The organism is Basilea psittacipulmonis DSM 24701 (genome assembly GCF_000743945.1).
Taxonomy (GTDB): Bacteria; Pseudomonadota; Gammaproteobacteria; order Burkholderiales; family Burkholderiaceae_B; genus Basilea; species Basilea psittacipulmonis.
In genome coordinates this window covers 228274-241867 of the sequence record NZ_CP009238.1, presented here as the reverse complement: position 1 = coordinate 241867, position 13594 = coordinate 228274, and the positions used below count along the sequence as shown (strand labels likewise).

General features: G+C 41.6%; 14 protein-coding genes. 5 read left to right on the top strand and 9 right to left on the bottom strand.

Annotated features, from left to right (window positions below; translation table 11 throughout):
* Positions 1-351 precede the first annotated feature (351 nt).
* Positions 352-1566, top strand: a complete 1215-nt coding sequence (locus tag IX83_RS01070; protein ID WP_038498180.1) for a chloride channel protein — start codon at positions 352-354, stop codon at positions 1564-1566.
* A 195-nt stretch (positions 1567-1761) separates the two neighbouring features.
* Here the strand turns inward: IX83_RS01070 and pyrE are convergent, their stop codons facing one another.
* From pyrE to lptM, 3 genes are read right to left on the bottom strand one after another with little or no spacing between them, the layout of a single operon-like run.
* Positions 1762-2418, bottom strand: a complete 657-nt coding sequence (gene pyrE, locus IX83_RS01065) for an orotate phosphoribosyltransferase (protein WP_038498177.1) — start codon at positions 2416-2418, stop codon at positions 1762-1764.
* A 19-nt stretch (positions 2419-2437) separates the two neighbouring features.
* Positions 2438-3715, bottom strand: coding sequence for a diaminopimelate decarboxylase (gene lysA, locus IX83_RS01060; protein ID WP_038498174.1), 1278 nt, complete (start codon positions 3713-3715; stop codon positions 2438-2440).
* Between the two features lie 11 nt (positions 3716-3726).
* Positions 3727-3849, bottom strand: coding sequence for an LPS translocon maturation chaperone LptM (gene lptM / locus IX83_RS09150; protein ID WP_077315980.1), 123 nt, complete (start codon positions 3847-3849; stop codon positions 3727-3729).
* 19 nt (positions 3850-3868) lie between these two features.
* On the opposite strand from lptM, the gene cyaY reads away from it, so the two are divergent.
* Positions 3869-4198, top strand: coding sequence for an iron donor protein CyaY (gene cyaY, locus IX83_RS01055; protein ID WP_038498171.1), 330 nt, complete (start codon positions 3869-3871; stop codon positions 4196-4198).
* A gap of 135 nt (positions 4199-4333) precedes the next feature.
* Here cyaY and ccsB read toward each other — a convergent pair whose 3' ends face one another.
* From ccsB to IX83_RS01040, 3 genes are read right to left on the bottom strand one after another with little or no spacing between them, the layout of a single operon-like run.
* Positions 4334-5647 carry a c-type cytochrome biogenesis protein CcsB gene (gene ccsB, locus IX83_RS01050; RefSeq protein ID WP_077315978.1) on the bottom strand — a complete coding sequence of 438 codons (1314 nt, stop codon included), beginning with the start codon at positions 5645-5647 and terminating at the stop codon, positions 4334-4336.
* On the bottom strand, positions 5640-7751 hold the full coding sequence (locus IX83_RS01045) for a cytochrome c biogenesis protein ResB (protein ID WP_051919005.1): 2112 nt from the start codon (positions 7749-7751) through the stop codon (positions 5640-5642). The genes ccsB and IX83_RS01045 overlap by 8 nt, the downstream gene beginning before the upstream one ends.
* 53 nt (positions 7752-7804) lie before the next feature.
* Complete coding sequence (locus IX83_RS01040; RefSeq protein WP_038498168.1) at positions 7805-8503, bottom strand: c-type cytochrome; 699 nt, start codon at positions 8501-8503, stop codon at positions 7805-7807.
* Positions 8504-8673: 170 nt separating this feature from the next.
* Here IX83_RS01040 and yihA point away from each other — a divergent pair, with 170 nt between their 5' ends.
* The 3 genes from yihA to IX83_RS01025 are packed head-to-tail and all read left to right on the top strand — an operon-like array spanning position 8674 to position 11243.
* Positions 8674-9297: a ribosome biogenesis GTP-binding protein YihA/YsxC gene (yihA, locus tag IX83_RS01035; RefSeq protein ID WP_038498165.1), complete on the top strand. Its 624-nt coding sequence runs from the start codon at positions 8674-8676 to the stop codon at positions 9295-9297.
* The gene (hemB, locus tag IX83_RS01030; protein WP_038498162.1) at positions 9294-10301 is read left to right on the top strand and encodes a porphobilinogen synthase; all 1008 of its coding nucleotides are present in this window, start codon (positions 9294-9296) and stop codon (positions 10299-10301) included. The genes yihA and hemB overlap by 4 nt, the downstream gene beginning before the upstream one ends.
* A gap of 27 nt (positions 10302-10328) precedes the next feature.
* Entirely contained in the window at positions 10329-11243 is a 915-nt protein-coding gene (locus IX83_RS01025) for an amino acid ABC transporter substrate-binding protein (protein ID WP_051919002.1), read from the top strand.
* Positions 11244-11377: 134 nt separating this feature from the next.
* Here IX83_RS01025 and bfr read toward each other — a convergent pair whose 3' ends face one another.
* The 3 genes from bfr to gpmA form a co-directional block, all read right to left on the bottom strand.
* Complete coding sequence (bfr, locus tag IX83_RS01020; protein ID WP_038498159.1) at positions 11378-11845, bottom strand: bacterioferritin; 468 nt, start codon at positions 11843-11845, stop codon at positions 11378-11380.
* Between the two features lie 183 nt (positions 11846-12028).
* Positions 12029-12793: a HesA/MoeB/ThiF family protein gene (locus IX83_RS01015; protein WP_236620615.1), complete on the bottom strand. Its 765-nt coding sequence runs from the start codon at positions 12791-12793 to the stop codon at positions 12029-12031.
* A gap of 23 nt (positions 12794-12816) precedes the next feature.
* Positions 12817-13557 carry a 2,3-diphosphoglycerate-dependent phosphoglycerate mutase gene (gene gpmA, locus IX83_RS01010; protein WP_038498153.1) on the bottom strand — a complete coding sequence of 247 codons (741 nt, stop codon included), beginning with the start codon at positions 13555-13557 and terminating at the stop codon, positions 12817-12819.
* Positions 13558-13594 lie beyond the last annotated feature (37 nt).

The window sequence follows — 13594 nt, the reverse complement described above, 5'->3', positions numbered from 1 at the left end:
TCATCTACCCCTAATCTGGAAACAGGCTTGCACACTAGCGTTCAGAGGTTCACTCACCCATTCCTACCATCAGCCACATCATCTCTTTAACCATACACACTTCACATCTAGTCTCGAAACAGGCTTGCACACTAGCATTCAGAGGTTCTTTCCCCCATTCCCACCATCAGTCTTATCATCTCTTTAACCACACACACTATACGCCCATCCTCGAAACACGCTTGTACACTAGCATTCAGAGGCTCTTTCACCACCTCACCCACATTCTCTTATTCTCATTATTAACTATCTTATCTTTTCTCCCTGCATTTTATTTATAATATATCTTCATCTTAATCCCCTATTTTCCTTATGCTTAGAAAATTCCATTTAGCTTTTGGTATTATTTGCATAGCCATTTTGACTGGTTTAGGTGCTGCTTTTCTCAGCTGGTTAATTCATCATATTGAGGTTCTTTCCTTTGGTCACTCTGAATCTCAATATCCTATTGTGACGGATCACACCACGCCTACACGACGCTTATTATCTATGTTGATAGGCGGTGTTATCGTCGCCATCTGTCTTTGTCTATTACAAACAAAAGGACGTGCAGTGGTTGGCATCAAAGGCATCTTATCTGGCAAAACCGCTCCTTTTATTGAAAACTGTTTGCATGCTATTTTGCAAATTGTTGGCGTTGGCTGCGGAGCACCCATTGGAAGAGAAGTCGCTCCAAGAGAGATAGGTGCTTTATTTGCTCAAAAATGCCTAAATTATTTTCATATTGATGCCAAATGGCATACGCCTATTCTTGCAAGCAGTGCGGCAGCTGGCTTAGCGGCTGTCTATCACGTTCCCTTTGCTGGGGCTATTTTTGCATTAGAAATATTATTAGGCAGTTTTAGTATTCCCTTTGCATTAATCGCCTTATCCATCTCATTAATCGCCACCCTCGTTGCTCGCATCACGGTTGATTCATCAGCGTTTTACCACACCATTCAAATCGACGGATCATTAAACACCATCTTGTTTTCCGCCTTAGTTGGATTGGTCGTCAGTCTGCCTGCTACTTGGTTTAAAAAACAAAGCAACTGGGCAGAAACCTCTCGATACAAGGGATACTCATTACTATGGTCCTTACCCACTGTCTTTCTTATTTCTGGTGTGATAGCGATTTTTCTTCCTGAGATTTTGGGCAATGGACGTTCTGCCGCACAAACCGCATTTAATCATCAAATCACTTTGCTAATCGCCATAGCTTTATTTTTTGCAAAATGGTTCGCGGTCATCATGACATTAAAAGGCGGAGCATTCGGCGGCACACTTACACCAGGATTGTCTTTGGGTGCCATCTTAGGCTTGATTGTGGGTTTATTATGTCAGTATATTTTCCCTGACGTACCGTTAGCGGCGATGACCTTATCAGGTGCTTGTGCGTTTCTAGCGGTTTCCATGCAAGCACCTCTAACGGCCTTTGCTTTAGTCATCAGCTTCACTGCCCAAGGTTATGACAGCTACTTACCTTTGATTACAGCTGTAACACTGGCCATGGGGCTTCATTATTTTGTAAAAAAAGCATCCGCTTAATAGCAAAAAAGCTCCCTTATCAAACGGGAGCTTCTTATTCAGATACCTAACATTCCAAAACCCACTACACCCTTTCAACCACCATCACAGGCTAAACACCGTAACGACGGCGGTAGGCTTCAACACTAGCCTCATAGGTTTGGAATCGATCATCTACACCAAAACCCACTACACCCTTTCAACCACCATCACAGGCTAAACACCGTAACGGCGGCGATAGGCTTCAACACTAGCTTCATAGGTTTGGAATCGATCGTCTTCTTTCAAAAACATCATGATATCATTTAATGAAGCAATACTAATGACTGGAAAATGATAGGTATTTTGGACTTCTTGAACGGCAGACAGGCTAGAAACGTCTGTTGCATTCCCTGCTTTTTCCATGCGATCTAAGGCAATCAACACACCTGCGACGGTTGCTTGTTGTCCTTGAATGATATCCACTGACTCTCTGACTGATGTACCTGCGGTGATCACATCATCAATAATAATCACCTTACCTTTTAAAGGCGATCCCACCAATACACCACCTTCTCCATGATCTTTCTTTTCTTTGCGATTAAACGCATACGGTATATCTCTACCTGTCTTTTCTGAAAGCACCATGGCCGTAGCCGCCGCCAAAGAAATGCCTTTATATGCAGGTCCAAAAATCATGTCAAACTCAACATTAGATTGCAATAATGTTTCTGCATAATACGTCGCCAAACGACCTAATGATCGACCCGTATTGAACAATCCTGCGTTAAAAAAGTACGGACTTAATCGACCTGATTTTGTTTCAAACTCACCGAATTTCAACACACCTTGTTCCAAAGCAAAACGCACAAAATCTAAACGCAATGCATTCATTTTCTTACCTCTCCCAAACTTAAAGCATCACTTCTTGAGCATATAAATCCGCCAAAGTTTCACGGCGACGAATCAAATGATACTGATCGTTGTCCACCAAAACCTCAGCCACTCTCGGTCGAGAATTATACTGACTAGACATGGTAAAACCATAAGCCCCTGCAGAAACAACCGCCAAATAATCTTTTTCCTCGATGGCTAAAGGTCTTTTCTTACCTAACCAATCGCCCGTTTCACATACAGGCCCTACCACATCATAGACTTTCGTTGCAATATGTTCTTTTTGTACCAATGGAATAATTTGATGGTACGCATCGTAAAGGGTAGGACGAATCAAATCATTCATCGCTGCATCTACAATCGCAAACTCATACTCACCTGTTTGCTTGATATATTGGACCTGAGTCAACAACACCCCTGCATTGCCCACCAAAGATCGCCCTGGCTCAAACACCATTTGCACATCATCCAATCCTTGTTGAGACAAAACCGAAAACGCCAATGACACATAATCATTTAAATTAATCACGGTTTCATCTTGATAGCGAATACCGACACCGCCCCCTAAATCAATATGAGAAATCGGATGACCTTTTGCTTTTAATTTTTTCACCAACACGCACAAACGTTCTAAAGCATGAATAAAAGGATCGATTTCCGTTATTTGCGAACCGATATGACAGTCCAATCCTTTTAACACGACAAATTCAGAGGCACTCGCTATCTGAGCCGCCTCTTCGATATAGGCCAAATCAATTCCAAACTTATTCTCTTTCAATCCTGTTGAGATATAAGGATGCGTTTTTGCATCCACATCTGGATTGACTCGAAACGAAATATAAGCTTTTTGACGCAATTCGGTCGCCACTTTAATAATATTTTTAAGTTCAGAGATCGACTCAACATTAAACGAAAAAATACCCGCTTCAATCCCTTTTTTGATTTCCCAATCCTGTTTTCCAACGCCTGAAAACACGATTTTCTTAGGATCGGCTCCTGCTTTTAAACAACGTTCTAATTCACCGCCTGACACAATATCAAACCCTGCACCTAAACGAGCGAACATTTGCAAAATTGCCAAATTAGAATTAGCTTTCATACCATAGCACACCATGGCACGATAAGGTTTCACCGCTTCTTCCCATTTTGACCAAGCCGATTGGAGTGCTGCACGAGAATACACATACAAGGGGCTACCGAATTCTTGGACCAACTGTAACAAAGCAACATTTTCAGCGTAAAGCTCCCCTTTCTCATAATGAAAAAAAGGGGCTGAGACAGGACTTAATTCACTCATTTATTTACCTATTAATTTTGTATTGATGCGGATGTTTGATGATTGGGCAAATATAAATCGCCTTTATAACCACAAGAAGAAACGATAAATGCCATGCCGAGAATCACAAAACATTTTATAATAAGCGTTTTCATAACTTTTATGCCCTTTTAAATGACTGAAACAGAATTTTTATCATTAGCCGAAACCATTTTCTCAAAAATTGAAACTCAAGTGGACCAATGGTTTGAACATCTTGATCTCGATATTGATGCATCCAGAAATGGAGCGGTACTCAGTTTAACATTTGCCAATAGACAACAAGCGATTATCAACACACAAGCACCTTTACAAGAAATCTGGTTAGCCGCACCGAGTGGGGCTTGGCATTACCAGTTTCATAACGGCCACTGGGAAGATACTCGAGGCGAACTCAATCTTGCCCAACGACTCTCCAAAGTCTGTTCTGAACTGAGTCAACATCCTTTAACCATAGAACTTTAAACGACAAAATAGGAGGGGAAACTCCCTCCTTATTTTTCACTGCTCAGCTCTTTCATCAATCATCGATGGCAGTGAAATCGTCTTCATCGAGTCACACTCAAGCTGAATTTCATATTCAGCGATCAGCAATGATTCTTAAAGCTCACCGTAAGAATGCAAGCCTGACAAGAAAATATTTACGCCCAAGAAAGCAAAGCTGGTCACCACCAAGCCCACTAAAGCCCAATAAGCAGCCACTGTGCCTCGCATTCCTTTCATCAAACGCAAATGCAACCATGCTGCGTAATTTAACCATACAATCGCCGCCCATGTTTCTTTAGGGTCCCACTGCCAATAAGTCCCCCAAGCATCAGCTGCCCAAAAAGCCCCTAGAATCGTCGCCACCGTAAAGAATGCAAACCCAATCGAGATGGCACGATACATAATATCGTCCAGCACTTCTAACGCAGGTAATTTGGCCGCGATTCTATGTCTAAATGACAAAATCAAAGCAACGAGCAACACGCTTATGCCAAAATACACCGCCCAAAATCCTACATTATCTTTGGCTCTAAAAATAAAAGGTTCAGACACTAAGGCGGCTCCCACCACCAAGACAGGAATAAGCGGTTTCCATGATTTTGTTTCGCCGTGCTGTTTGACCAAATAAGCGAATCCGACCATAGCGGCCAAAGCAAACGTACCGTAGCCGATAAAGTTAGCGGGAACATGCAATTTCATCCACCAACTTTGTAAAGCATTATTCAAAGGCGTTATCGTTGCTGCATTACGTTCCACGGTGTACCACAACAAAAAGACCGCCGCCGAAGTAATCACTAAGGAAACAAACGCCCCTAATGATTGAGTGCGATAACGTTTTTCGTAATATAAATAAAACAATGCCGTAATTAAGCAAAATAAGACAAATACTTCATACAGGTTAGAAACAGGAATATGCCCCATCTCTGCTGAAATAAGATGCCCTTCACGCCAACGCACTAACAAGCCAACAAAGCCCGCATATACCGCTCCCCAAGTCAATGCGGTTCCCAACCATAAAGCGGTGCGACTCACAAAACCGACCCAGTAAGACAATGTCGCCATAAAAAACATCACGCACATAAACAAAATAGCGGATTGCGAAGACAGTAAATACTTTAGAAAGAAGTTTGTCTGTGCATTGTTTAAATTTCCATCGTATAGAAAAATAGCCAACCCTGCTGTTAAACCGCATGCAATCATGAGTGTACGCAAGGGTTTCCAAAGCCATCCCAGCCATGCCATCACCCCAGCACTGAACACTAAAATACATTTTTCATAAATGTCCATATTGTGTCCGTACACATACAAGCTGATACCAGCTAGCACCAATAACAAACACAAAAAAGCATAATCGACCAAACTGACTTTACGTTTAGACTTTTCAGTCCAAATAATCTCATCGCGGTTATCGTTCAAAGTATTACTCATCTATACTGCCTAATTTTCTAAAATCTTGACGCAACTGATTAAACTCTTTTTCAAAGTCCATTGTGCGTTTTGGAGAAGTCATAGCCACCGTTATCTGATTAGGATGACCTGACTTAATATACACCCACACCCTACGTTCACGAATATAAAACATCGCGAATACGCCCAATGCCAGCATTATACAACCCAAATATACCCAAACCTCACCAGGTGAACGGGTCGCTTGTAAAACACTGCCTTGCACCCGTTTAAACGATTTAAGTTGAAAAATAATCGGAGAAGGGTAATGCGTAAAATCTGACAACGCATTCATGGCCAAATCCAACCAACGAGCTTCTTGGACCACTTTTGCTTCGTCATTCATCGCTACTGCTTCCCATCCCATTTCTTGGCGAACGATATTATTTAGCTCAATAATCGAGAACACCAAATAATTCTGCAACACCTCTCTCATGGTGCCACGTAATGTTTCTGGCACACGCTGAGATTCAGGGATGCCCACTCCATTAATGTAATCCTCGATGCCAGCAAATCCTGCATTAGCATAGATGGTTAGTGCTTGTGAAGCTAACTTGCGTAATCCCTCTTTTGGAATCTTTCCTGAATCTTGATTTTTTTCTACAAATGCGTTTACCGCTTTTTCACGCATATTCGGATCATTCAACACTTTTCTAAGTAATAAAAACTGCTGGATACTACCCTTTTCATCAGCAGGCACTCGAATATACATCATATTATTCGTTAATGCGTTTTGGACACCAAATAAGAAAACAGGTATCGGTTCAAGCCCCACCACTGGTAACATGTAATTCATAAATTGGACAGACTGATTGTTTTTGTCTGTCAGCGTGTATCGAATACTTGGCCCTAGGTTACGAATATTAGGATTACGTTCTCTTGCCGCACTTCCCGTTAAATCCTTTAGATCTGAGGTAAATGTTTTCGCATGTCCTGTCGCATCATTCGGTCCGCCCAAATTCTCAACATTTAACAAACGAAAATCATCGATATTCAAACGATATTGAAGTCTTCCCTCATCAACATCCACCTGATAATCTTGTCCCACTGTCCCTGAAACATCGACCACAGAAGTACCCTGACCAATCAACGGATATCCCTCTAGCCAGACTTTTGAGCCACCGTCTTGAAAACTATTCTGGTAAAGCGTGATGCCATGAAGCGTAAAAGGGTGATTGACCTCAATCGTCTCATCGTATTGTTTACCTGTCTTTGCATCAGTGATCGTCACTTCACTGGCAAAACGTTTCGGCATCCCGTTATATTCATAATATTCAACAATAAATCGATTTAACTTAACCGAAAACGGAAGCTGTTGGAGATATAAATTACCACCCACTCTTAGTAAGGCAAAGTCAGAGCCCTCTGCCCCCTCAGACAAAGACACATTCCCACGAAAACTAATATTATTCACCCCAAAAATAGCATCAGATGGCACTTCTGACACATAACGAGCCGACTGAGGAATCGGTGTTTTTTGTCCAAGTAAAATTTGTAATTTTAGAGGTAATTCACTATCTAATAAACCGCCCAAACACACCACTACAATCGCCAAATGAGCAAAGATATATCCCCATTTATTTGAGGATCCTTTTTTCGCTCCCACCATGATGGCCGTATCATCACGACGAATCTTGTAACGATACCCCTCGTTACCCAACCAAGCTAATACGTTCTTTTCAATTCCCTCAACCGAACGTTCACTCTGTATCTGAAAACGATGTGGAAATGCACGTAGATTTTGTTCCCTCACATATTCTCGAAAATTTCGCATTTCTTTGATCATTTTAGGAACATTGCGGATCAAGCAAATACTAGTTGACACGACTACAATGCCCATAACAAACAAAAACCAAGGTGCATTGTAAATCTCACCAATATCAAACTGAACAAATACCTGATACCAAAAAGTGCCAAACTTATCAATATAGCTTAGTTCTGGCTGATGCTGCTCAACGACCGTTCCAATCACACTAACGATACAAACCAAGGTCAGCAAGCTGATGGCAAACCGCATGGAACCAAGCAATTCAAAGGATGAAGACAAAAGAAAACGGGGTGAATATTGGCGTTTTAGATCTTTCATGTTATACCGATAAAAAAAGGGGGAATCCCCCCTTACTGATGAATCAAAAGAATTTAACGCAAGCCAGTCGCGTAGTCTGCAACAGCTTGAATCTCTTGACGACTCATACGATTCGCAATCGTACCCATCATATTTTCGTTCCCGCCTTTCTGACGATAGCCATCTGCAAACGCAATCAACTGACTATAAACATAATCAGGCTGTTGTCCAGATAAGCGAGGGAATTCTTCCGGCATTCCTTGACCAGCTGGTCCATGACAACTAGCACAGGCTGGCACGTTACGAGAAGGGATACCTGCACGCCAAATATCACGACCTAAAGCCACCATGTCTTTATTTGTCGTGTATTTAGAGGTAGCCAAAGATGTCAACTCTTGGGAACTAATATAAGCGGCTAAATCAGCCATATCCTGTTCTGTCATGTTCGCAACAGTAGCTGTCATCGTAGTAATCTTACCAGACGCATCCAAACGTGCAGGTTTCGCACCGTCTTTAGCTTGGAAGTGTTTTAACTGACTTACGATATAACCTGCTGGCTGACCTGCCAAACTAGGATACATAGCGATCACACTGTTACCGCCTGGTCCGTGACAAGCAATACAGGCGATAATGCCACGAGACACATCACCTTGTAAATAAAGTTTCTGACCGTTTTCCAAATTCGGGCTAATTTCATTTGCAAAAGCACCTGCACAGGTCATCAATCCTAGTGCAACGCCAACTGCTTTAAGTGTAGAGTTAAATTTTTTCATTTGCCGTAAATACCTATATGACAAAATACGCAAGCCAGTTTACGTTAAGTAAGCCGACGCTCTCAATAATAAATCAATATATCATTTTAACACAAAGCCCTATTGGCTTATGAACTTGAAAAATTATACAATGATAAAATTGTTTAACCTTTGATATAAATTAATTTCTTGTGTCTCTTTTACATCGTGCTTCATTTTTCATATCGGCTGCCAAACTCAACCAATTGCCGATACCGCATGCCCCTGAGGTATGTTTTGTAGGACGTTCGAATGTCGGGAAGTCATCTGCCATTAACGTTCTCACTAACCAAAAACGTCTTGCGTTTTCCAGTAAAACGCCTGGTCGCACTCGGCTGATCAATATGTTTGGCATTCCCGACCCTTTGAATCCCAAAAGTCCTCTTGGCTTTCTAGTCGATTTACCTGGATATGGCTTTGCTTCCGTTGCCAAAAACACCCATGAAGAATGGGCGGATGTGCTAGGAAGCTACTTAAAAGAACGCACCAGCTTAGCAGGGATTGTTTTGTTAATTGATATTCGTCGCGGCTTGACGGATCTCGACCAACGACTAGCCCAGTGGATCGCACCGACTGGCAAACCTGTACTCGTTCTACTAACTAAAGCCGATAAATTGCCTTATGGACAAAGAGTTCGAGCGGTTGCACAGGTGAACCAGCAACTCAGCAAACTTGGCGATCTCAAAACCATTCCTTTTTCAGCTTCTAATCGAATCGGTATTCAAGAAGCTAATGATGCAATTTTAAATTGGATTTCTCCACAGGTGGTACCATGATATTAACATCCAAATTTCCTTATATTCGTCCACGTCGCAATCGTCAATTTGACTTTTCCAGACGTTTGGTACAAGAAAATGTATTAACCCCTAACGATCTCATCTACCCTGTTTTTGTTCGTGAAGGCAAAGGGGTCATTGAACCTGTTCCTTCTATGCCAGGCGTGAATCGATATTCGCCAGATACTTTATTGCCTATCGCTCAAGAATGTGTTGATTTGGGTATTCCCGTGATAGCTCTTTTCCCCGTTATTGATGCGTCATTAAAAACGCCTGATGGGATTGAAGCAACGAATCCCGATGGGCTGATTCCAAAAGTCGTTCGTCTATTAAAATCAGAATTTCCTAATCTTGGTGTATTGACAGACGTTGCTTTAGACCCTTATACCAGCCATGGACAAGATGGTGTGATTAACGAAAACGGTTATATCTTAAATGACATTACCGTAGAAATTTTAATTAAACAGGCGTTAACTCATGCAGCAGCGGGAGCCGATTACGTTGCTCCTAGCGATATGATGGACGGACGGATTGGTTCGATTCGTCGTGCTTTAGAAGATAATGGATTTATTAACACCATGATTATGGCGTATTCTGCCAAATATGCCAGTGTATTCTATGGACCATTTCGCGATGCAGTCGCTTCAGCTGCGAATTTAGGCAAAGCCGATAAACGCACGTATCAAATTGACCCTGCTAACCGAAATGAAGCACTACATGAAGTGGCCTTAGATATTCAAGAAGGTGCTGATTTAGTCATGGTCAAACCTGGTTTACCTTATCTTGATATTTTGCGTGAGGTCAAAGATACGTTCAAAATGCCTACCTATGCGTATCAAGTCTCTGGCGAATATGCCATGATGGTCGCGGCTTTTGAGAAAGGTTGGCTAAATCGTGAAAAATCGATCTTAGAATCATTGTTATGTTTTAAACGTGCAGGTGCCGATGGCATTTTGACTTACTTTGCCATTGAAGCTGCCAAACTACTGAAAAACGCCTCATAAAACGAGAACGTTTTTGTATGGGAGTTCATGATGAAATTTTCTCACCTTGCGTTGACACTCGGTCTTAGTACATTAATCGCCGCTTTGCCCGCACAGGCAGGCACGCGTTTAGACAAGATTAAAGAGACTAAAACCATTTATCTTGGATACACCAATAACGCCATTCCTTTTTCATATGTTGACAGCGAAAACCTCGACAATCAAACACCTATGGGGTATTCAATCGATGTGTGCAAAGATGTGGTCGAGCAACTATCCAAGTCGTTGAATGAACCGCTAAAAGTCGCCTACTATCCTGTCACACACGCCAATCGTCTGCTTGCTTTGGCGGATAATCGTATTGATTTACTGTGTAGCGATATTAGCAATACTCAAGAACGCCAAAAAATGGTGAATTTTAGCCCCGCTATTTTTATCACCAGTATTCGTTTTGTCACCCTTGCCAAAAGCCCGATTGTCACGCTTGAGGATCTGAAAGGCAAAAACGTCACGTCAACCGCAGGAACCAGACCATTAGCATGGCTTTCTAAGACCAATCAAGACCTACATATGCACATGAATATTATCCCTGCCCAAACATTGGCCCAAGGGTTTAATCAGGTGACCTTAGGTAAGGCTGATGCTTATTTTATGGACGATGTATTGCTTTCTGGCTTTATCGCTAATTCACAGAACCCTCAAGATTATCGCATCAGTGGCGAGCTTTACAGCGATGAACCTTATGCATTGGCACTGCCCAAAGAGGATAGTGAGTTACAAGATTTGGTCAATCAAGCTATTGATCAAATTATTCGTTCAGGACGCTTGGAAAGCTACTATACAAAATGGTTTGAACAGCCCATTCCACCTAAAAATATTAATCTCAATCTCCCCGCATCCAAGGCATTTCAAGATCTGATCCAACACCCCGATCAGCCTCGCGTGGCAAAAGATTACGAATAAAGCGTTGGTATAGGGATAGTGATTTCTCAGGCATAGAGGTAGTTATTTTTTGACTATCCGATTGATTTGAGATATCCCATTAAGAAAGCCGCCCCAATGGGCGGCTTTTTATTCTCAACATTTCACCGTTAAGTTTACTGAGCCATCGATTGTAGGTAGTTTTGGATACCCATTTTTTCAATCAAGCCAAGCTGTTGTTCTAACCAGTGAGCATGATCAATTTCTGTATCGATTAATTGTTTTAACAGAATATCACGAGTGACATAGTCTTTCTTAGACTCGCATAATGCAATCGCATCTTGTAAGTTTGTACGAACTTCGTACTCTACTTCCAAGTCAGCTTCCAACATAGTTTTAGGGCAAGTACCTACTTTGATCGGAGCTGGAGTCATATTAGGTGTACCACCCAACATCAACATACGTTTGATAATATCGCTAGCATGAGAAGTTTCATCATCTACTTCATGACCGATACGTGCTGCTAACTTAGTGTAGTGCCATTCTTCATACATACGAGAATGAATGAAATACTGGTCACGAGCCGCTAATTCGCCTGCCAACAATTTATTTAGGCAATCTAATACTTCTTTATTACCTTGCATGTTTATACCTCATTAAAAAATACGTTGAAGATTAGTTTCAATCCAATCTATTTCAAATCACTTGGACACATTGTAAAGCTTAAAAACTAAGGACTCAAGTTTTTTTCCTTTCAATGTGTATCATAAGTCAATGAATTCAAATAAAAATAGTTTTCATTTGTAGTACATGATTTATCGTTTAAGCTATTTTGTTGGTTTTGAACAGATTGAACAATGCTCACGTTTAGGAATCATCAGCGTTTGCCAAGTTAACGTTTTCGCATCTAACATCAACATTCTATTGTTAAGATCTCGTCCTTGCGTCAAATAGTTAATGGCCACGATACTTTGCATACTGCCCATCACCCCCAATAAAGGCGACAACACCCCCATCGTCGCACATCGATCAGTTTGTACCTGTTCCATTTCATCAAACAAACAGGCATAACACGCACTTTCAGGCTTAAACGGGTTATACATAAAAATATTACCCATATAGCGTATGGCAGCCGCCGACACCAACGGTTTACGCAACTCAACACAAGCCTGATTAATCATCTGCCGCGTGGGGTAATTATCTGTACAATCCAAGACCAAATCCACCGATTGAATCAAAGATAACCAATCAGCCAAAGAATTAGGTTTTTGCGTGTGCAAATAACACCGTACTTCTGGATTCAGTGAAGCGATGGTATGAGCAGCAGATTGGACCTTTGACCAACCAATATATTCAGTTGTATGGATGATTTGTCTTTGTAAATTCGATAACTCAACCGTATCAAAGTCCACCAAATCTAACTGTCCGATACCACTTGCCGCCAAATACATCCCCACTGGCGACCCCAATCCACCCAGACCCGCGATCAATACACGGGCCTTGAGTAGTTTTTCCTGCCCATCTATACCGATATCATCTAAGTTAAGATGGCGAGCGTATCTTAATAATTGTTCATCAGTCATTGATAGCATGACGCATTACTTTTTAACACGACTTATTTTGCTTTGCCTTGGGCTTTTACCGCTTCTAACTCTCTGGCAATTTCCTCTGGATCGGCCAAATAATAATGGCGAATAGGCGTTAAATTCTCATCCAATTCATAAACCAATGGCTGTCCTGTTGGAATATTCAATGCCAAAATCGCTTCTTCACTCATCTTATCCAGATGCTGAATTAAAGCCCTTAGACTATTACCATGAGCGGTGATCAAAATAGTCTTACCTGCTTTAATATCGGGAGCAATCTGTTCATTCCATAACGGCAACACGCGTGCAACGGTATCTTTTAGGCATTCTGTTGAGGGTAAAGCATCTTGAGGTACGTGTGCATAACGTTCTTCCCACTTGGGATGTCTAGGATCATCCTCTGGCAAAGCAGGTGGGGCAATAGAATAAGAACGACGCCAAATCAAAACCTGTTCGTCTCCAAACTTCTGTGCCGTTTCCGCCTTATTCAATCCTTGCAAATTACCATAATGACGTTCATTTAGGCGCCAACTTTTTTCGACAGGAATATACATGCAATCCATGGTGTCCAATGTTATCCATAAGGTACGAATCGCACGTTTTAACATCGACACATAGGCCTTATCAAATCGAAACCCCGATAATAATTTACCTGCGTTGCGAGCCTGTTCTCGGCCCTTTTCAGTCAAATCGACATCGGCCCACCCAGTGAAACGGTTTTCCAAATTCCATTGGCTTTCGCCATGACGCATTAATACAAGTTTATACATCTCAATTTCCGTTATACTAAAGACTTTAAAATATTTT

Bases quoted from the DNA above. Each gene is read 5' to 3' on its own strand.
- IX83_RS01025 (WP_051919002.1), top strand. From the start codon at position 10,329: ATGATGAAATTTTCTCACCTTGCGTTGACACTCGGTCTTAGTACATTA.
- gpmA (WP_038498153.1), bottom strand. From the start codon at position 13,557: ATGTATAAACTTGTATTAATGCGTCATGGCGAAAGCCAATGGAATTTG.
- ccsB (WP_077315978.1), bottom strand. From the start codon at position 5,647: ATGAGTAATACTTTGAACGATAACCGCGATGAGATTATTTGGACTGAA.
- IX83_RS01070 (WP_038498180.1), top strand. From the start codon at position 352: ATGCTTAGAAAATTCCATTTAGCTTTTGGTATTATTTGCATAGCCATT.
- IX83_RS01040 (WP_038498168.1), bottom strand. From the start codon at position 8,503: ATGAAAAAATTTAACTCTACACTTAAAGCAGTTGGCGTTGCACTAGGA.
- cyaY (WP_038498171.1), top strand. From the start codon at position 3,869: ATGACTGAAACAGAATTTTTATCATTAGCCGAAACCATTTTCTCAAAA.
- hemB (WP_038498162.1), top strand. From the start codon at position 9,294: ATGATATTAACATCCAAATTTCCTTATATTCGTCCACGTCGCAATCGT.
- IX83_RS01045 (WP_051919005.1), bottom strand. From the start codon at position 7,751: ATGAAAGATCTAAAACGCCAATATTCACCCCGTTTTCTTTTGTCTTCA.
- pyrE (WP_038498177.1), bottom strand. From the start codon at position 2,418: ATGAATGCATTGCGTTTAGATTTTGTGCGTTTTGCTTTGGAACAAGGT.
- lysA (WP_038498174.1), bottom strand. From the start codon at position 3,715: ATGAGTGAATTAAGTCCTGTCTCAGCCCCTTTTTTTCATTATGAGAAA.
- IX83_RS01015 (WP_236620615.1), bottom strand. From the start codon at position 12,793: ATGCTATCAATGACTGATGAACAATTATTAAGATACGCTCGCCATCTT.
- bfr (WP_038498159.1), bottom strand. From the start codon at position 11,845: ATGCAAGGTAATAAAGAAGTATTAGATTGCCTAAATAAATTGTTGGCA.
- lptM (WP_077315980.1), bottom strand. From the start codon at position 3,849: ATGAAAACGCTTATTATAAAATGTTTTGTGATTCTCGGCATGGCATTT.